Raw genomic sequence first — 20,211 nt, 5'->3', positions numbered from 1 at the left:
GCACTAATCGAATTGTTAAATTTAAATTCATTGAAAATGACAAAAATGCTTGCCAAATTGTTGTTGCAAAAGTAATTAAATATTAAAGCCTTAACAAAGTTTTACAATTTCACAGCACGCTCGAATTCTCTATTTTTAATCGTAACTGTCATTTTAAATAATCTTCGTGCTATTTCTGTCGGCTTCAAAAACTGGTCTTTACAAACTCCATAATAATTGATTTAAGTTATTTTATATCAATAACTCGTTGCCTTAAACCAACAGCCTTTAGTTTTGTTTTTTCATATTTTAATGTTAAGTAGTGATGTAAGGATATCAACTGATGAACTAGTGATATACTAAATTAGTACATCCAGTTTTCTTTTATGTGAAATAACTTTTGAATTTAAGATACTTGGTTTAATCCAGTTTTTTTTGCCCAGAAAATATATTCTAGCCCTTCTTATTTACTGATGATTTGCTTTTTTTAAATCGATTAAACCAAAAAATAAATCCGGTAATCGGTAAAGAGAAGCCGATGAAACAAACAATGAAATAGAGAATAACACTTTTTAATCCCAATATTTCTCCGGTATGCAGAGGTTTGGATAATGATGTAAATTGTTTATTCAATGGTTTATCGCTGAACAATTCTTTTGATTTAAAGTTTCCCGTTTTGTCAAAAGTAATTTGATCTGGCAACATGGCACCCAACCAGTTATCGGTATTTATTTTGGTAACCACAAAGCGCGGATTATCCTTAGTCGGTAACTCCAAAGTTGTGACTGCATTGTACGGAAGGATTTTATCTGTAGAAGTCAAAATCTCTTGTAAGGAAACTTCTTTTTCATCTTTCAAATTGGTTTTCTCTTTCTGACGATTGAGCATATCTTTAAAGATATCTCCAAAAGCATCATTTTCTGTGGAAGAACTTTCTGCGATATTACTAATAGATTCACCACCAAGGGAAACAATCATCACATTTTTCACCCAGGGATAGGTGATATATAAACCAGTCGCCGCCATAAAAAGAAGCAAGATCGCTCCATAGAAACCAAGCGTGTTGTGGAGATCATAATTAATACGTTGAAATTTTCCACTGAATTTTACCGTTAAGGCTTGTTTCAAATGTTTTAATTTTTTTGGAATCCAGAGAATAAATCCGGAAAATATTAAAACGCAAAACATCAAAATTCCTGCACCATTAATTTGTCTGCCTACATTTCCCATCAACAGATTACGATGAAGATCGAGAATGATTTCAAAAAACCGATTCGTACTTACGGCCGGCATTCCTAAATCTGCTCCGGAATATGGATTAAAATAACTCGTGAAATCTGTATTGTTTTTAGTGTAAGAAATGACATAACTTCTGTCTTTATTTACCGGAATTACAATACTGTTTAAAACCTTTTCTTCAGTCAACAACATTTTCTGAAGTTCCTGCGGTGTTTTTCGAGGTTCTAATTTCTTTTCAACAAAGACAATATCACTGTTCAGAAGATCCGTTATCTGATTTTTAAAGGCATAAATACATCCCGACAAACACACCAAAATAATGCCCAAAGCAGAAAGCAACCCGAACCAAAGATGGATGAGGCCCATTATATATTTAAAGAGCGATTCTTTTTTTCTCCTTTTTCTCAAAAGGACTTTCTGTGTACGGGAGGTTTTCATAATTATAGAATAGGAAAAAGCATTAAGACAGATCAACTGGTCTTAATGCTTTTCAATAATAAAAAAAGTGTTGATATGAATGTTTCTTTATTCTCTTTCTTTTAGTTTTTGATCTTTAACTAAGTCTAAGAATTTCTCGTTTTGTTCTTGGGTGAAAACTCCTTTCACTGCCTCTTTTCTTTGAGCATCGAATTTTGTCCAGTATTCTTTTGCTAAGTCATTATTACCGTGGTAAATATCATGAGCATCAAAGAATGATTTTTCGAAAGCGTCGTTTGCTGCATTTAACATTGCAAACTGATCTTCAGAAAGAGCCAATTCTGTTTTAATTTTCTCTAGAAGTTCATTGTTATATCTTGGTCTTTTTCTAGATTTAGAATCGACAAACTTGTTGAATTTTTCCATTTGGGGAGCGTCTAAAACCTTTGACATTTCTTCGCTTTGTTTTGCACGAAGTTCTTCATTTTTGATTGATAAAGCCACGCGATCCATTTGTGCGCCCTGTGCTTTTGCTGCTTCAAAGTTTTGGGCTCCTAAATCTGCATATTTTTTCGTAATCTCATCGTAACTTTTTTCCTGTTCAGGAGTCATGGTTACTTCTGTTTTGAATTGTGCATAATCTACGCCTCTTTTCTTTTCTTCTTTCGAACAAGACATTACGACTAAAGAAAGCGCTATGGCGAAAAATGATTTCATTACTATTTTCTTCATGTTTTTGATTTTTAGAATTTATAATTAATTTGTGCTGAGAAATTGGTTGGTTGAATTTGATCGATATATCCACCTCTGAAGTAAGAACTGTATCCGATGGCATCAAAGATATTATTAACAAATACTCTTAGACCAAGTCCGTTTGTGAAAGTATATCCTGCTTGCGCATCAACCGTAGTATATGCCGGCATGTCGAAAGGTTTCATTCCTGGAGTTACGCTGTTTGCGTGTCCTGTAATAATTGTTTTCTGGGTGAATTCATCTACCGGTCTTTCTCCTACATAATAAATTCCCGCTCCGAAATCTAAACCGTTTAAAACTCCGGTATTGAATTTATAATTTAACCAACCGTTTGCGGTATGATGCGGACTGTTCATTGGCGCAGAACCATCAACATAAGCCGGACTGTTTTGGTATTGCGCATCTAAATAAGCATAACCAGTCATCACTTGTAAGTTGGGTAAAATTCTTCCAATCAATTCTACTTCAACTCCTTTTCTTCTTAATTCACCGGCAAGACCGAAGAATCCTGTTGCGTTTCCTTGATCATTTAAAACAGAGTAAGAAAGATTATCGGTTTTAATATCAAATAAAGTAACGTTGAAACGTAATTTTTGATTAAGCCAATCCGATTTAACACCCGCTTCAAATTGTTTGGTATTCGATGCTCCTACTACTCCACCTTCAATCAAAGGATTTTTTGCAGAACGCAAAGAAGTTGTACTTGTATATGATCCGAAAACGTTCATATTTTCGATTGGTGAAATCATTAAACCTAATGATGGATTCCAAGCATCGATATCTGTTTCTTCAGTTGAACCGTTGATTCTACTGTATCGAATCCCTAAATGCGCTTTAACATATTTGTTAATCGTAATCACATCTTGCGCCATTAATCCATAAGTTGGCGTTTTGGTATTCACAATAGGATTTGCTGCTGCTAAGGTAAAATTCTCACCATCAATACCAGCCGGCAGGAAATTATTAATATTTTCTAAAACATTAATTTGATCTACATTTTTTGCAATGTAAGAAGTCGTGGTTACATTCGATTCTTTCCAGTCAAAACCAACTTGGAAGGTATGTTTCAAAGGTCCTGTCATTACATCGGCACCAATAAAATCAAACTGGAATACTTTGTTTAAATCTTCACGACCTGATTTTGTTAATGTTCTGTTTCTATATTCCCAACCTTTATCTTTTGGTTTTGCCAAAGCAGCACCAATTGTTTCTGATTCGTAAGATGAACTGATGAACGCCGCTCTTAACTTTAATTTATCAGTCAATTTTCTATTCACTGAAGTCGCAAAATTGAAAGTTTCAGTATGGGCATTGTCCGTAGCAAATCCTAAGAATTTATCTTTTGGCATTCTGTATAATGCTTCTGTATCGCCATCTGCTAAATTCACCGTTCCTCGATCTGGGGTTACATTATTATTCATGTAATCCATTTCGACGATGATTTCTGTTTTGTCATCCGGTCGGTAAGAAATAGAAGGATTCACGTAGATACGATCCGTATTTACATATTTTCTAAAACTGTTACTATTTTGATAAGCGCCATTAAAACGAACCGCTACCTTACCATTACTATCTAAAACTCTTTGAAAATCTACTGTTGGTCTGTAAAAATCCCAACTTCCGTATCTGAAGCCAACATTCGTTTGATTAAAAAATCTTGGCGTTTTTGTTACGATATTAATTACACCACCTGCATCTCCAAGTCCGTTACCAATTCCCTGCGTAACTGCAGCAGAACCTTTAATCACCTGAATACTTTCAACACCTTGCATATCGGTTAACATAGAACCTGTACGGAAATCAGAATCCATCTGCACACCGTTTTTAAGAACTGGAACACCTCGGTAACCTCTAATAGACATACTTTCTTTGGTACCACCATAACTGCCAAACTGGGTAACTCCCGGAATGTTTTTTGCAACATCTGTTACGGTAAGTCCACCAAGTTCTTCGATTACTTTAGCAGAAACAACAGAGATACTTTGAATTTGATCTCTTGTTTTTAAAGGCAATCTGGTAATAACTTGTAAACCTTCCTGTACTTTGTTTCTTTCGCCGAAAAGTTCTACCTCCTCTACGCTTACCGTTCTCCTAATGGAATCTTGTTGTGCTTGCGCGAAAAAACCACCTAATACTAAAGCGGATACTGCAATTTTCTGTTTCATTGTTTTTTAATTTTCAGCAAAACTATTGTTTTTATTGATTCTAAATAAGAATAGTAACATGATAATTATCACCTAATTAAAAAGAATGAATACCCGTACAATCATAATGGTAAAAAACTGTAAATAACAACTAATGAAAGATCGTTTTTAAACAACCTTTGTAAATTGACGAAGCCCCAATCCGGAGATCGAGGCTTCTAATAAAGCATCATTCAGTCTAAAAAATTAATGCTCTTTTTTATTAATGTTCCTTATTTAGTAACAATATATTTCTTCACTAATTCCTTCGCTTCTTTCGTTTGCTTTGGAGTAAGTTCCATTAAATCTTTGTACAAATAAATATCTTCAACGTTTGGTAAAACATTCAAGTCTTTCTTTTTCGCCAATTCTTCATCCCAAGTTTGGCGAACTGTTGACCAAAGTGGCGCATAATCATTCCAGTAATTTTGGGCAACGATACATTTTCCGTCTTCTACTTTAGTGTAATATTCACGGCCTTTTTCTTCAACGATGGTTACGTCTTTTGAACCGTCAGTTCTTAAAACTTTTTTATTGTCCTGGTCATGAATCCATCCCCAGTCATAAATTTCCTGGTGATTACCACGAACCATTACGTTATAATCTTTTCTGGTTGTATATTCTCTTCTTGGCAACGGAGCATCTGCTGTACTTTCCCAATAATTTCTACCATCTACATGAACCCAAGTTCCGTTACCAGAATATCTTGGTGCATCATCAACCTGATAAACAATTTGTGTCCATTGTCCTTTCACGCTTACCGGATCTAGTTTTGTAAATTTCCAGTGGCTGTCCTTATTAAAAGTATGAAGATCAGTATTTTCATAAACCCAATCTTGTCTCCAGTGTTTTACAACTGCATCTTTACCAGAACCTTGTGGATTCACGATCAAAATATGTTGAAGTTCGATTTTCTTAGGACTTTCTTCAGCAACAGTAATCCACTCCAAAGCGCCAGATCTGTAATTTTTTTTCTTTTCGTAATCTTTTTGAGGTGAGAAGGTTTCAGCAAAATTGAAACTTACTTCATAACAACCGGTCATTGCCTTAATTGCTTTTACATCTTGCTGGCTTTGTGCCTGAACAAACATTGCCGCTCCAATTGCAAGAACTGAAAACAGTTTTTTTGAATTCATAATAGTATTTATTAAAGTTTTGTTTTATCTTTTTATTTAAAGTGCCTTGTATTCGAATTGAGGATAACCTCTAAATCCTTCCTGATTTTTCATTCTTAAAAAACGAAGTTTAAAGTAGAAGCCATCGCTATTTTTAACGATATAAAATTTATTGCTGTAAACTTCAGCACCGTTTGCGCCAGTCGTAGTTCTCCAATTTCCACCAATGGTTCGCTGATCATTAAAAACAAATTGAGAATGATCAATATTTTCTTTGGTAAACTTGTTATAGTCTACTTCACCTTGTCCGTTTGCGGTAGTGATTTCATAAGCACCTACATTCCCCAATATATTATGAAGCACAACATCCGGGAAAATATAGGAAGTCGGAAGATTGTTATCTGGATTATGTACCAAATTGGTGAAAACGGTAAAACATAAATCCCAGTTTTTCTTTTTAGGTTGAATCTCTGTTTCTGTTCCTTTAAAGAAAGAGAAGAATTTGTAGTTGTATTCTGAATCTTTAGTAATGATATATTCTTTGTGAGTAGTCTCATCCAAATTAGCATACTGAATTTTATAACCGTCCTGGAATCTTACAATCTTGATTTTCTTCCAACCTCTTTCGTCGCCCAAAGTATAAACACTTCCCGGAACTGTTGCTCCATTATAAGTGCTATAACCCATATTAATTAAGTAAACATTATTCTCATCGTCATTTGCTTTGATGTCCTCAATACCTGTAGTTTGATTTAAAATATCACCACTCGGATCATCAATATATTTGGAGTTATCGGTAAAATTCGCAACCTGAACCAAAGGTTTCAAGTTTTTCACTGAGGCCGAATTCACCGCATCAATATTGAAACTGTTTTCTATTTTTCCGGCAGCCATTACCAATGAACTGTTAAGAATAACACGAAATTCATTTCCGGAATAGAAACCTAAATCCCAGTTTTCACGCAAAGTGGTTTTCACGGTTCCAGTACTTAATTCGATCCAAACCTGATTTTTTTCTGTAGGTCCGCCCATATCAGGATCTACAACCGCACCACTGATCGGTTCAATTTTCACCGGCGTATTATCTTCCCGAATACACGAGGTAAAAACAGACAAAACCAGCAATAAGATAAAAGGGTATTTTATTTTTTTCATTTTTAAAAATTAAAATTTAAACGAGTGAAATAACTTCTTCCATAAAAAAGTCGGTCTGCAGAACTTCCGCCACTATGAGCACCGCCAGTTGTTGAGGTATTCTGAACTTCAGAAACATCTAAAATATTTCTCGCTCCAACAGTTAAAGTAAAATGGTTCTTCCAGATTTTCTGAGAAATCGAGGCATCCATCAAAGAGAATGCTTTTTGTTCCGTTAATAGATATTGATTAATTCCTAAAGTTTTGTCTTCTACAATTCGGTCGCTTTTTCCTATTCCTTTAAAGAAGATGGAAAATGAAGTTCTTTGTTTCAACAAATTATAATAGAACGAAGAGTTAATTTCTGAAGAAAACCGATACGTATTATCCGTATTTCCAGCAAACTGCAAGGCTCTCCCTAAGATTGAATATCCTAAATTAAACCCAAAGTTCTGATTGGAGATTTTACCTGAAACAGTATTCAACCAAGTTTGATCGGTGTCAATATTAATGTATTTATACTGCAAAGGCGACTCATTAACCAAAGCCATTTCGATACGATCCTGAACTTGTAAATACATGGAACTTACATCCAATGTCCATTTCAAATTTGTTCCAGGCTTGCTCGTTCTCGTATAATATAAAGTTCCTGAGAAAGAATTTTCAGGCTTAAGATCTTCATTTCCACGAACATCGTGATTACTGTCAACGAAATAAGTGAACAACTGTTCGAAAGTTGGGTTTTTATTCGCAGATCCTATAATCGCACGAAATTCTGACTGGTCGCTAATTCTATTTTTAAAGACCAAAGAGAAATTAGGTTTTGTACTGAAAGTATCGGAAAAATTAACCCGCACACCTGGTCGTAAGAACCAATGTTCACTAAGGTTAAATTCTGCCGACGCAAAAACTCCTCCACTCAAAACATCTTTTATCACGTTATTACCGGCAAAACTTCCGGTTGTAAATCCTGCAAAACCTTTGGTGTAATCTCCTTCGTAACCAATTTGAACATTTGTGTTTTCAGAATCCAAAAAATTGCTGAGCGTTCCTCTGGAGTAGAAAGTTTCTGCTTGATAATACACATTTTCATCATTGGTGGAAATGGTTTCTCTTGCCGGAATATCGAAAATATAGTCTTTGTTTTTTCTGGTTTGTTTTTGATAAGACAAATCACCAGAGAATTTTGATTTTTTAAATAATTCAGTTTGAATATTGAAATGATGCAACATTCTTTTGGTTAAATAATCCCGGTCGGCTGCGACAAATGTTCTTTCACCTGCACCCAGATATTTTTGCTCAACGACAGGATTATAATAATTTATTTCCTCTGAAAGATAATCTCCTTTGTAGAAAAACTGAGTCTTCGGTGAAGAAAATTTCAATAAAAATGCCGGATTCCACTGTTCTTTCGGTTGCCATTCGTAACCTCGATTTCCATCTTGTTCAAAATAATTCTTACCTTGTTTATCTCCCCAAAAACCTTGAAAATCATTTCTGTTTAAAGATAAATCTGCAAACCATTTATCCGAAATATTATGAGAAACACTTAATGATTGTACGTGTCTTCCTTTGCCGTAATCTACCCAATCGTATTCTTTGCCAACCGTTTCTTCCTGAATAGAACCTCTCACATTCCATTTCTTTTGGGATGATTTTTTGGTGATAATATTGATCACCCCAGAAACTGCATTGTTTCCGAATTCAACTCCCATAGAACCTTTTACAATTTCTATTCTCTCGATATTATCCAGATTAATTTTGGTTAAATCAATGTTACTTCCTAAACCGGTATCGCCAATTACTGGAATATTATCGATCAACACTTTAGTGTAATCTGCGCCCATTCCTAAAATGTTGGCTTTTGAATCACCAGAATTTTTATCCGGAATGATTAAAATGTTTAAAGTTTGATTTAAAACTTCGGCAACATTGTTCGCCGCCATCCTTTGGATATCCTCAGTGGTGATCACTTCCACTTTATAAAGTGACTTTTTAATCGATTGCTGGCTATACTGTCCGGTAATAACAACTTCCTGAATAGTTGCCGAATCTTTTTGTGCAAGCACTAAAACCCCGACCGATAAAGGAAATATTGTAATTATAGAAAGTAGTGTTTTTCTCATTTTTAAAAATTATGTGGCAAAACTAATAAATTATTTTTAATTATTCTAAATAAAGATTACATTTGCCAAAATTAATTTTAATTATTCTAAATAAAAACAATGAAAACACTATTTATTTTTTCCGCATTCCTAACCGCAGGAATAATGAACAACGTCAATGCACAAACAGATGCTAACGGTTATACTCAAGTAAATGCAACCACAGGTGCTGCGTATAAAAATCAGGTATTCTTCGATTTATCGGAAAATAAACTAACTTCTCAAGACGCAAAAATTTGGGACGTCGCATTTTACAGAAACGGAACCACCGCGTTCGGAACAAGAGTTAACGATGCACAAGGAATAGATACGTATCAAGCCTCTACAGATCCTACACAATGGGACAATATCAATATCGCAAATCTTTCAACCTGGGGAGAACCTCTTTACAATCCAGACCTTACCGAATCTTTAGAAGAAGGCGCTTTCGAACAGGCTGATCTAACGTGTAATATTCTTTCCACAGGTTGGGGTTGTTATAACATCGGGTCACATCATATTGATGGAAAAACAATCTATGTTTTAAAATATCCAAATGACACGTATATCAAATTCATGATTACGGATTATTTTGGTGGTTATACCTTTAAATATTCAAAATGGAATGGCGCTGCTTGGGAAGCAACTACAACAAAAACCATCGCTAACGGAACTGCAGATTCTTACTTCAATTATTTTTCACTTTTAAATAATCAGGAAGTAAATAATGTAGAACCTCCGAAAGCAGAATGGGACTTCATGTTGACCAAATACTGGACTTTCTACAATAACGTAATGATGTATCAACTTTCCGGAATTATTCAAAGTCCAAGAATTACCGTCGCTAAAGCGACCGAAACACAGGCAACAAATTCGATTAATTTACCTACTGAAACTGCTTTCAAAAAAGGAATTACCACAATTGGACACTCTTGGAAACCAACTTCAGGATTGGTTGCTGATATGGTCTACTATATCAAAGAAGACAATAAATACTACAGAATGTATTTTACTGAGAATGGTGGTGCAACGACAGGAAATATGTATTTCAAATATAAAGACATTACCGATTTATTAGGAAGTAATGAGGTAAACTCTAAAGTTTCATTCGGCCTTTATCCTAATCCTGCACCGAACAAACAAGTAACTCTTTTGTATGATTTAAAAACTGGTTTCGATAATAAAGGAAACATCAGTATTTACGATTTTTCTGGTAAATTAGTTCACCAAACAGAAATTACTAAAACACAAGGATTCTTCAAAAAAGATCTAGATTTATCCCGTTTACAATCAGGAGTCTATCTTGTTAAACTTAACGTGGGATCTTATACAGAAACTAAAAAATTAATTTTGAAATAATTGATGTACTTTTTGAGATGAAAAATTCTGATATCACAACTATTAAAATCTATAATACGAAAGGTCTTCTAATGAAAACCATGAAAGGAATTCAAAATTTGGATACTTCAGAGTTAAAATCTGGATATTATGTTATTGAATTTTTACTGAAAAATTATACGATTAAAAGACAGTTTATAGAAATAGGTAATCTCTCAAAAGTTAAATAGACAGAATTTTTCTAGAATGAGAAGGGTTGGAATCGCAAGATTTCGATCCTTTTTTTATCAATAACAGGTATCACAAACTAAAGTAAATTTGGGTAAAAATGTATGTTAACAGTGTTACAAGATTAAATACTTAAATTCAATAAAATTCTCCTAAACATTATTACTCCTAAAATAACAACCTGAATCTTTTAATAATCTGTTTAATGCATAACTATATGTTTTCAATATGTGTTTGAAACGCCCGTATAAAAACAATTCCCCATCATAATATTACTCGTAGCAGAATTAAAACTGACGATTTCAATGTTGTAAAAATAGAATTGAGTTGAAGATAAATCTCACCTGCGGGGAAAGAGATAGTGATTAAATTGCACAAAAAAATAACCCGCTGTAATACAACGGGTTATCTTATTATTGGGCGGAGAACTAGGAACCGTCACATGCTCTTTAAATATCTCTATTCATACGCCTTTTCAAAGATTACTTCTCAGCTACTCACCTAATTACTCACCTTGAAAAAATGTTGGTTTTGATTGGTTTATTTATCAAAGTTACTTCTTTTTTCACACTTACAAAAATATCAACCTTAAATGTATTACTCTCTTTCCAAAAAAATTTAAAGCTCAAGGCAACCTAGGCGTAATTAACAAAACAACTAATTTTAATTGAATAATCGGCTTCAATGTGCAGATCACAGGATTTTATTTTTAGAAACCAATAAAAGTGCAATAAATAGCTCTTTAATGTCTAAACTGTAAAAATTTCCAAATTAAATTTAAAAAAGTGCATTAAATAACACTTATGATTTAATTATTAAAATAATGATGTATATTTGTACTTAAAGTGCAATATATGACACTAAGTAATTTAATAGTACCCATCAAAGAACGTAGAAAAATTTTAAATGTAACGCAGGAAACACTTGCGGAAATTTCTGGTGTAGGACTTCGTACCTTGAAACAATTGGAAAGCGGAAAAGGAAATCCAACGCTAGAAACATTGCAAAAAATTTGCGATGCTTTAGGTTTGGAAATTAAATTGGAAATTAAAAACATTAAATAATGAGATCCGCAAAAGTCTTATACAAAGGTCAACCAGCCGGAGTACTGAAGCAGAATGATGATGGTAGTTTCATTTTTCAATATGATCAGGATTGGCTGTTGGACACCAATAAACCTCCCATAAGCCTAACGCTCCCTAAAACACAGAAAGAATTCGTCTCTAAAGAATTATTCCCATTTTTCTACCATCTTTTGCCAGAAGGAATTAATAAAAGAATGGTTTGCCAAACTTACAAAATTGATGAATCCGATGCTTTCGGAATTCTTTTAACTACTGCAAACACAGATACAGTGGGAGCTATAACAATTGAAAGAATTAAAAATGGATCAGCATAAAATAAAATATTGTCCAGGAAAACTCACAGAAGGTTTTGATACTTACAGTCCGATTGTTTTAAAGAAAATGTTTGACGGTAAAAAAATCAGTCCTGTTCTGCCCTACACATCGCCATCAGATTCCAAAGAGCGGTCGGTATTTAATGAAAATCAACTGCATATTTCTATTTCAGGTTTTCAGGAAAAATACTCATTGCTCATCGAAAATTCAAAATTACGGTTAACGACTGAAGACGAGCGCGGACAATATATTTTGAAACCAATTTCAGACCTTCCAAAAAACTATGAGTTTGCACCAGCAAACGAACATCTCACGATGCAAATCGCACAGCAAATTTTTAAAATAGAAACTGCGGAAAATGCTTTGACGTTCTTTGAAAATGGAAAACCCGCCTATCTTACTAAAAGATTTGATGTCAAAAAAAACGGGGAAAAATTAGCTGTTGAGGATTTTGCTTCTCTATTACAAAAATCACCTGCAACACACGGTGAACAGTACAAATACCAAGGAAATTGCTTGGAACTTTTTGAAACATTGAAAAAATTTGTACCTGCCTCAAAAGTAGAAGCACCAAAACTTTTCACATTAATTCTTTTCAATTATTTATTTTCAAATGGAGATGCTCATCTAAAAAACTTTTCTCTAATAGAAACAGAGCAAGGTGATTTTAAATTAAGTCCGGCTTATGATCTACTCAACACTAAGATTCATATTGAAGATGCTGATTTTGCTTTAAGCGACGTTCTTTTACCGAAATCCATTGCCAAAGGAAAAATAAAAGAGCAGTTTATTTTGTTGGGTCAAAAAGCTGAAATACCAGAAAAAATAATATCCAAAATTTTCAAAAATTTAACTTCTCACGAGAATGAAGTCATTGAATTGACTAGCCGTTCTTTTCTCAGTGAACAACTTAAAAGAAATTTTATACAGAGTTATCAGACGAGATTAAAGAAAATCTCTTGAAGAGAATCAATCAGATGATTTTTATTACATAGTAATTCTTTACCTAATAGCAATTTCTTAAAAATAATAACATCTACCTTTATTGTAAGCTGTTCCAAATATCAATTGAACTTTTTGAAAGTATCATGTTCTGAGAAAATCATCTTCTGGACTGTCTTTTTCTAAATCATCATATTCTTTGCTTTCACTATCAACTCCAAAAAGTTTTATCAATTTATCTGCATATCCAGTGACGTTTTTATGTTTCAATGTTTTTACCGGCTTGAGATACTCGGATGTAGAATATTTAAAGCGCAGTGATATAGTAGCGAAATAATAATTAATTTTTATTTTTTGGGCATAAAAAGGATAATACAAATATAAAGCAAATTGAAGCATCTATTATATCATATTTATCGGGTTTAACACCATCAATTTTCTACGCAAAAAGGATAGACATAATTATAATACTCCTTCATAAACGGTATAGGATTTTCCAAATGAATGACTTGTAGCGTCAATACATAGCCATACAAAGCTAAAATAATTCCCCAAAAACGCCATACCAAACAAGCTTATCTTCCTTTAACCAAAACCAAATAACCACCGCCAATTTCACAAAATCCTGCAAGTATAAAAATGGGTAAGGGTTTTAAATAAAATATCATCTATTACTATTATTTTTTTTAAATCCGCAAAATTGAAAATTCTGTGTCGTGTTAAAAGGTGTTGTATGATTTTCTGTAAAGCATTTTACGGCTTCAAAATTTTTGCTAAATGTAGCTTTCATCGTAATTTCATCGTATTGTTTTATATTTAATCCGCTGCATTTTAGAGGTCCATTTTCTGAAAATGTGCCTAATAAAAAATGACCGTTTTCTTTGATAGATTGACTTACTAAATGTGCATATTTTTGAATACTTTCATCATCTGTTACGAAATGAAAAACGGCTCTATCGTGCCAAAAGTCAAATTGTATATCGGTTTTAAATGCTGTAATATCCGAAACAATCCAATGTACCAATTTTGCTTTATCCCCTAATCGTTTTTTAGCTTTTTCTAATGCAGTAGCAGAAATATCCAATACCCAAATATTCTCATATCCTTTTTCTAAAAGTGCATCAACGAAATTACTATCGCCACCGCCAATATCAATAATAATGGTAGTTTTAGGCAAATTCAAATTTTCTAAATAATCTATTGAAGTTTTGGGATATTCTTGTGTCCAGCTCACTTCATTTGGGTTTTTGGTTGAAAATACTTTTTCCCAGTGTTGTTTATTCTGATTCATTTTTTTAATTAATAACAGAAAGGGTCATAAATGTTTTTCCATCCATAACCCTGTTCATTTTTTTATTGTTAAATGTATGCCGAAAAACCCGTAGCCAACTTAATAGACAGGATAGCATTACTACACATTTCCAACAGTTTAGGTGGTTGTTCATTTTAAAATTATTTACGTTATAATAAATCATTTAATTTTATGCTGATTCGAATAGATTAATCATAACAGTATTTAGATAGGATTAGAATGATAGTTATCTTTATCCAAATGCACCTCCATCAATGGTATGTATTAGTTTATGATCTAAAAATGTTTTAAGTGTTCTAAATAAAGTAACATTATCTGCTTTTTCGAATTGTTTTGATAAATCTTTATGACTGATCGCATACTTTTATTCTAATAATTTTTCTGCTACCAATAATGTCATTGCTATTGGTTTTTATGCCTCTTTGAACCAAAATGATTTCTATTTCTTTCATAACATTTAATTATATATTGCTCTACAGCTTACGTCAATGATTAATTATCTATTTTTTTTAATACAAACTTAGTTTGGTGAAAAACTACGAATAATGTCTATTTCGAGAATAAGAAACATTGGAGTGATTTTTAAAAAATTGATATTATATCAACTGTCGATGGTTTCTAGACCATTTGCATTCTTTTCGTTAGCAACATTTGTTGTCTTGTTGAATTGGCGGACAAGCAACTGTTCCGTAACTGCAATATACACAGCAGTCGCCTTGTTTTGGTTTAAGAACTTGTTTACAATTCTCACATTCGTAAAAATATTGGCAAGCGTCTGTCGGCATTATTTCTTCTTTCTTGTGTCCGCAGTTCGGGCAAGTGATTGTTGATTGTAATATAACTTCCATTTTAATTTTCTTTTTTGTTGGTTACAGAATATCCTGTTGAATTAATTGCTTTTTCAATTTCAGCAATGTTGGTTTTGGAATTATCAAACGCTACAACTGTTTTTCCGTTGTCGTAAGAAGTAGTTGAATTTATTATCCCTGTCAATTTATTCACTTCGTGATTTACATTTGCTTCGCAACTCGTACAAGTCATTCCGCTAATTGTAAACTCTGCTTTTTGGACATTGGATTTATCAACTACTATGATTTGTTTTTCTGTCTTTGGGTAGAAAATGCTTGAATAATATGGAAAGGCAAGCATAACAATTGCAAATACCGTAACAATTCCTAAAAACATTTTTGACTGAATGCTTTTTGGTTTTTCTTCCGTGTCGCAGTTGCAGTCAATTTGCTTTTTAGGTTTCAATTTTTGATACCAAGCAAAACCAAGCACTAAAATTGTCAAGCCGATAAAATATGGTCTGAAAGGTTCGAGCCAAGAAAAGGTTGAAGCAAGTCCGCTTGTCCCTGCAATAAGAGCCAAGATTGGTGTAATGCAACAAAGTGAAGCTGCAATAGCTGTGAAAATTCCTGTTCCGATTAGTTTGTTGTCGGTTTTCATATTGTTTCTAAAATTTTGTTTTCGTCAAGTATTTTAAAAAACGGTTTTAGCATTTTTTCATATTCTTTTGTCAAAGAGTAAAAAATGGTTTGTGCTTCTCTTTCGGTTTCAATTAGTTTTCGGTCTTTAAGTTTTCGCAAGTGTTGAGAAATTGCCGAAATTTTCATACCAAGAATGTCGCTGATGTCGCAAACACAAAGTCGTTTTTCTTCATAAAGCAGAAAGAGAATTCTCAGTCTTACATTGTTTCCCGCTAATTCAAGTCCGTTGGATAAGTAATCAAACGAATCGTTAAGCTCAGAGACTCGGCTTTTGCAACGGTTAATTTGCTTAATGTCTGCCTGTTGTCGTATGCAAGAATTATTGTCCATCGCACAAAGATAGTCAATTTGTTTATTTAAGCAAATGCTAAAATAAGGATTTATAATAAAGTGGTCAATTTTTTACTCGATGCATTCGTTAAAATTTCATCCGTTGTATCCTTACAGCGTTTAAAATTGCCAATAATGCCACACCAACATCCGCGAAAACCGCTTCCCACATTGTTGCCAAACCTCCTGCTCCTAAAACTAAAACAACGGCTTTCACGGCAAATGCCAGAATGATATTTTGCCAAACGATTTTTTTTGTCTGCTTTCCAATATTTATGGCCATTGCAATTTTACTCGGCTTATCATCCTGAATTACAACGTCCGCGGTTTCAATAGTAGCATCGCTTCCCAATCCACCCATTGCAATTCCTACGTCTGAAAGTGCGACGACCGGAGCGTCATTTACGCCATCGCCCACAAATGCTACACTCTCGCCTTTGCTTTTAATTGCTTTCAATTTTTCTACCTTATCTTCGGGCAGTAGATCTCCGAAAGCCGTATCAATCCCTAATTCTTTTGCAACAAGTTCTACGACGTTGGTTTTGTCACCGCTTAACATCGTTACTTTCACATTAAGATTATGCAGTTTAGTAACCGCCTCTTGCGCATCTTCTTTTATCGAATCTGCGATGGTCAAATAGCCGGCAAATTTATTATCATACGCAATTGCGATGGTAGTATAAACAATTGAACTTGGGTCTAAATCATATTTAATAGAAAATTTGTCTAATAATTTGAAATTACCGACTAATAATTCTTTTCCGTTTACGTTTGCTTTTAAACCGTGACCTGAAATTTCTTCTACATTCTCCAATGCTATTTTTGAATCCAATTCTCCAACAAAATTATGAATCGCAGTTGCTACCGGATGTGTACTTTGACTTTCCAATTTGTTGACCATCGCCAAAATTGTTTTTTCATCAAAATCTGGATGAATAATAACTTCCTGAACTTTGAAAACACCTTCCGTCATTGTGCCTGTTTTATCTATCACAACATTCTTTATAGTAGCAATAACGTCTAAAAAGTTGCTGCCTTTAAACAAAATACCGTTTTTACTTGCAGCGCCAATTCCTCCGAAATATCCTAGTGGAATACTAATTACCAATGCACAAGGACAACTTATTACCAAGAAAACCAGTGCTCTATAAAGCCATTTGCTGAAAGTATAATCCTGTACGAAAAACATTGGAACTATGGTAATGAGAACAGCCAATAGTACGACGATTGGTGTGTAGATTTTTGCAAATTTTCTTATAAATAATTCTGTGGGTGCTTTCTGTGAAGTTGCATTTTGTACCAATTCTAATATTTTAGAAAGTTTACTATCCTTATATGCGGTAGTTACTTTCACTTCTACTACGGTATTTAGATTTATCATTCCTGCTAAAACAGTTTCACCTTTAGTTTTAGAATCTGGTTTGCTTTCTCCTGTGAGCGCCGCTGTATTAAATGAACCTTTTTCTGAAATCAATTCTCCATCTAAACCTAATTTTTCGCCAGATTTTAGTTGGATAATATCTCCGATTTCTACAGATTCTGCCTTCACAGTTGTTGCTTGGTTATCTTTTAAAACGGTAACTTCATCTGGTCTTTGGTCTAATAGTGTTTTTATATTAGTTTTTGCTCTCTGTACTGCAAGTGTTTGAAAAACTTCACCCACAGCATAGAAAAGCATCACTGCTACACCTTCAGGAAATTCTCCAATGGCGAACGCACCAATCGTAGCGATACTCATCAAAAAAAATTCTGAAAAGAAATCACTTTTTCTTATACTATCAAACGCATCTCTTAAAACTGGTAATCCCACGGGAATATACGCTGCAACATACCAGGCAATCCTTACCCATCCATTAAACCAATTTTGGGTAATCCAATTATCTAAAGCAATAGCAATTATTAATAATGTGAATGATATAATGGCGGGCAAAAACATTTGTAACGTTGTTTTGTCCGTATTATCGTGATTATGTCCAGCATCGTGGGAATGCTCTCCGGCATGTTTTTCCGTTCCAATATCCCTTAAGTTTAATTTCTTTTTTGCCATTTTTTATATTTTAATTTTTGAATATATCGTTTGTATCTTATTATAATAATTTATCAAGTTTAATTTTTGAACCTAAAAATTTTAAATTAAAATTCATTTTTTGAACTTTACGATTATGCTTATTTTTTTAATCTTAATTAATTTAAACTACCATTCCTACCAGTAGAAATATTAAAAATCCTACAAAAAACATACTCGTCTGCAAAAGTGTTTCTTTTTCTTCGTGCGCTTCTTTCAATAATTCTTCAGTTACCAAAAATAATAAAGCAGCGAGACCGAAAGACAGCACCAATTCCAGCCATTCCTGTGATAATCCTGCTAATAATGTAATTCCTAAAACGGCTCCGACAAAGAAGCAGGCACCCAAAACTAATAAAATAGTCAGGCTTTTTTGTTTTGAAAAATTTAAATCCATACAAGCCAAAACTACTGCTAATCCCAGAGAAAAAATTTCGAGAGCCAAAGCGATGGAAAGCAGAATTCCTTCGGTGCTTCCAGCCGCAAAACCAACGCCGAGAAGCACGCCATCTATTAGTAAATCGATGGCCAATGCCACCAGAAGTCCCATCGGCAAAGAATTTTTTACTGCCGATTTTTCAGCGTTTTTTTGAAATTTTTCTGAAAAATATTTTACAGCCAACATCGTCGCGATGCCCAGTCCGAAACCAATTCCCACTTCAATAGGCCTGTGATTTTTAATAATATCCGGCAGAAGTTCCACTGCAACAACTGAAAAAACCACTCCGCCCGCAAAATGCAACACAGAACTCCGAAAACCCGCGTTTGGTTTTTTAAATAATCCGGTAATCCCGCCCAATAAAATGGAAACAACTGGAATTAAGGCGTATAAATAAATTGAAATCATAAAAATATTTTGATGCTAGTTTTGGCAACTTTTTATGGAAACAAATGGTTTGTAAATAGGTTTTAAGGTTTTAAAATTATCCCAAGATTACTCCTCTTCCTCCATATTATTCATTTTAGAAAGCAGGTCATATGCCCCTTTTAAAACTACTTTATCGGATTCATTAAATTTTGCAGGCAAAGTAACCGCAGTAAAACCATTTTCGCTTACACCGGTTTGCACTTCTACCTTCCTAAAGATATATTGTTTTTCTTTTTCCTTCCCATCTTTATCTTTAGTTTTTTCTAAAGTTTTTTCTAAAATAAAAATAAAATTCTTACCTCCGGAACCTACAATTGCCGCATCTGGCAATGCTGGTGTTTCCACAGATCCAAGTTCTATGATAGCATTTACAAACATTCCCGGCAACAGATTTTGAGATACATTCTGAATTCTTGCCAAAACATCTACAGTTCTGTCTCCGTGTATATCTTTCCCTATCAGATAAACTTTAGCAGTTTTTTCCTCGGCGTCACCAGTAGCCTGAAATCGAATAATTTGACCAACTTTTATTTTTGCAACATCTTTTTCAAAAACCTGCACTTTTACCATCATATTACCTGTATTTGCAATATCTGCGACAACCTCATTAGTTCCAACATATTTTCCAATATTGGTATATACTTTTGTTACGTATCCGCTTTGTGGTGCATAAATGTTGGCGCGCGAAGATATGTTACCTCTTGCAACAGAAGCAGGATTGATGTTCGCAACCTGAAGTCTTGCCCGTAATCCGGCAACTCGTGCAGACATACTATTATACTCACTTTGCGCCCGCTGTAAAGATTTTCTGGCTGCAATATTTTCTTTTACCAGTTCTTTTTGGCGTGTAAGATCCTGTCTTAAATAAGACATCTGACTATTGCTTTCCATGTAATCCTGCTGTATCTGTAGAAATTCAGGATTTTCTATCGTTGCCACCACGGTTCCTTTTCCAATATATTTTCCTTCGATTACGTTCATGGATTTTACATGACCTCCAAAAGAAGAGGTGATACTGGTCAGATTTTGCGGTGGAACTTCAATAGCTCCAGAGGCTTTGATATAATTGGAAAGATTAGTATTGGTTATATTTCCCAATTCCATTCCCACACTTTTGTACTGCGCTTCACTAAATTCTACGCTGTTTGCATCGTGCGGAACTTCTACATTTGCCGTGACTGCTGTTTCTTCCTTTTTATCGGAATTACAGGCTGACAACATAAAACTTAAGACGATGATATATAAATATTTTGATTTACTCATGATTTTGGAAC

General features: G+C 33.9%; 19 protein-coding genes. 5 read left to right on the top strand and 14 right to left on the bottom strand.

Annotated elements, in window-relative coordinates; genetic code table 11:
* Positions 1 to 432 precede the first annotated feature (432 nt).
* From PUH65_RS09395 to PUH65_RS09370, 6 genes are all read right to left on the bottom strand, one after another.
* Complete coding sequence (locus tag PUH65_RS09395) at positions 433 to 1,584, bottom strand: PepSY domain-containing protein (RefSeq protein WP_305519744.1); 1,152 nt, start codon at positions 1,582 to 1,584, stop codon at positions 433 to 435.
* Positions 1,585 to 1,743: 159 nt separating this feature from the next.
* A complete protein-coding gene (locus PUH65_RS09390; protein ID WP_305519743.1) occupies positions 1,744 to 2,367 on the bottom strand; it encodes a hypothetical protein in 624 nt (207 codons plus the stop codon).
* A gap of 11 nt (positions 2,368 to 2,378) precedes the next feature.
* Positions 2,379 to 4,553: a TonB-dependent siderophore receptor gene (locus PUH65_RS09385; protein ID WP_305519742.1), complete on the bottom strand. Its 2,175-nt coding sequence runs from the start codon at positions 4,551 to 4,553 to the stop codon at positions 2,379 to 2,381.
* A 251-nt stretch (positions 4,554 to 4,804) separates the two neighbouring features.
* Positions 4,805 to 5,707, bottom strand: coding sequence for a DUF6607 family protein (locus PUH65_RS09380; RefSeq protein ID WP_305519741.1), 903 nt, complete (start codon positions 5,705 to 5,707; stop codon positions 4,805 to 4,807).
* 36 nt (positions 5,708 to 5,743) lie between these two features.
* Positions 5,744 to 6,841, bottom strand: coding sequence for an HmuY family protein (locus PUH65_RS09375; protein WP_305519740.1), 1,098 nt, complete (start codon positions 6,839 to 6,841; stop codon positions 5,744 to 5,746).
* A gap of 2 nt (positions 6,842 to 6,843) precedes the next feature.
* Positions 6,844 to 8,946: a TonB-dependent siderophore receptor gene (locus tag PUH65_RS09370; protein ID WP_305519739.1), complete on the bottom strand. Its 2,103-nt coding sequence runs from the start codon at positions 8,944 to 8,946 to the stop codon at positions 6,844 to 6,846.
* Positions 8,947 to 9,045: 99 nt separating this feature from the next.
* On the opposite strand from PUH65_RS09370, the gene PUH65_RS09365 reads away from it, so the two are divergent.
* The 5 genes from PUH65_RS09365 (at position 9,046) to PUH65_RS09350 (ending at position 12,893) form a co-directional block, all read left to right on the top strand.
* A complete protein-coding gene (locus PUH65_RS09365) occupies positions 9,046 to 10,323 on the top strand; it encodes a T9SS type A sorting domain-containing protein (protein WP_305519738.1) in 1,278 nt (425 codons plus the stop codon).
* A gap of 17 nt (positions 10,324 to 10,340) precedes the next feature.
* Positions 10,341 to 10,532 carry a hypothetical protein gene (locus tag PUH65_RS14925; protein ID WP_370692033.1) on the top strand — a complete coding sequence of 64 codons (192 nt, stop codon included), beginning with the start codon at positions 10,341 to 10,343 and terminating at the stop codon, positions 10,530 to 10,532.
* Between the two features lie 852 nt (positions 10,533 to 11,384).
* Positions 11,385 to 11,594 (top strand): helix-turn-helix domain-containing protein, encoded by a 210-nt coding sequence (locus PUH65_RS09360; RefSeq protein ID WP_076387880.1) that lies wholly within the window; start codon positions 11,385 to 11,387, stop codon positions 11,592 to 11,594.
* Positions 11,594 to 11,929 (top strand): HipA N-terminal domain-containing protein, encoded by a 336-nt coding sequence (locus tag PUH65_RS09355; RefSeq protein WP_076387882.1) that lies wholly within the window; start codon positions 11,594 to 11,596, stop codon positions 11,927 to 11,929. The genes PUH65_RS09360 and PUH65_RS09355 overlap by 1 nt, the downstream gene beginning before the upstream one ends.
* Entirely contained in the window at positions 11,916 to 12,893 is a 978-nt protein-coding gene (locus PUH65_RS09350; protein WP_305519737.1) for a type II toxin-antitoxin system HipA family toxin, read from the top strand. Before PUH65_RS09355 ends, PUH65_RS09350 begins: the two co-directional genes overlap by 14 nt.
* Before the next feature lie 123 nt (positions 12,894 to 13,016).
* Here PUH65_RS09350 and PUH65_RS09345 read toward each other — a convergent pair whose 3' ends face one another.
* The 8 genes from PUH65_RS09345 to PUH65_RS09310 all read right to left on the bottom strand — a co-directional run bounded on the left by PUH65_RS09345 (position 13,017) and on the right by PUH65_RS09310 (position 20,200).
* On the bottom strand, positions 13,017 to 13,142 hold the full coding sequence (locus tag PUH65_RS09345; protein ID WP_262493368.1) for a hypothetical protein: 126 nt from the start codon (positions 13,140 to 13,142) through the stop codon (positions 13,017 to 13,019).
* Positions 13,143 to 13,536: 394 nt separating this feature from the next.
* A complete protein-coding gene (locus PUH65_RS09340) occupies positions 13,537 to 14,163 on the bottom strand; it encodes a trans-aconitate 2-methyltransferase (RefSeq protein ID WP_076387886.1) in 627 nt (208 codons plus the stop codon).
* A gap of 662 nt (positions 14,164 to 14,825) precedes the next feature.
* A complete protein-coding gene (locus PUH65_RS09335; protein ID WP_076387888.1) occupies positions 14,826 to 15,032 on the bottom strand; it encodes a GDCCVxC domain-containing (seleno)protein in 207 nt (68 codons plus the stop codon).
* 1 nt (position 15,033) lies between these two features.
* Positions 15,034 to 15,633 (bottom strand): mercuric transport protein MerTP, encoded by a 600-nt coding sequence (merTP, locus tag PUH65_RS09330; RefSeq protein WP_076387890.1) that lies wholly within the window; start codon positions 15,631 to 15,633, stop codon positions 15,034 to 15,036.
* Complete coding sequence (locus PUH65_RS09325; protein ID WP_076387892.1) at positions 15,630 to 16,004, bottom strand: metalloregulator ArsR/SmtB family transcription factor; 375 nt, start codon at positions 16,002 to 16,004, stop codon at positions 15,630 to 15,632. Before PUH65_RS09325 ends, merTP begins: the two co-directional genes overlap by 4 nt.
* Positions 16,005 to 16,092: 88 nt before the next feature.
* Entirely contained in the window at positions 16,093 to 18,051 is a 1,959-nt protein-coding gene (locus PUH65_RS09320) for a heavy metal translocating P-type ATPase (RefSeq protein WP_305519736.1), read from the bottom strand.
* Between the two features lie 142 nt (positions 18,052 to 18,193).
* Positions 18,194 to 18,916, bottom strand: coding sequence for a ZIP family metal transporter (locus PUH65_RS09315; RefSeq protein WP_076387896.1), 723 nt, complete (start codon positions 18,914 to 18,916; stop codon positions 18,194 to 18,196).
* 87 nt (positions 18,917 to 19,003) lie between these two features.
* Complete coding sequence (locus PUH65_RS09310; protein WP_305519735.1) at positions 19,004 to 20,200, bottom strand: efflux RND transporter periplasmic adaptor subunit; 1,197 nt, start codon at positions 20,198 to 20,200, stop codon at positions 19,004 to 19,006.
* Positions 20,201 to 20,211: the final 11 nt, after the last annotated feature.

It is taken from the genome of Kaistella sp. SH40-3 (genome assembly GCF_030686865.1).
Classification (GTDB): Bacteria; Bacteroidota; Bacteroidia; order Flavobacteriales; family Weeksellaceae; genus Kaistella.
Note: the sequence above shows the minus strand (reverse complement) of the source record. Positions and strands in the feature narration are given on the sequence as shown.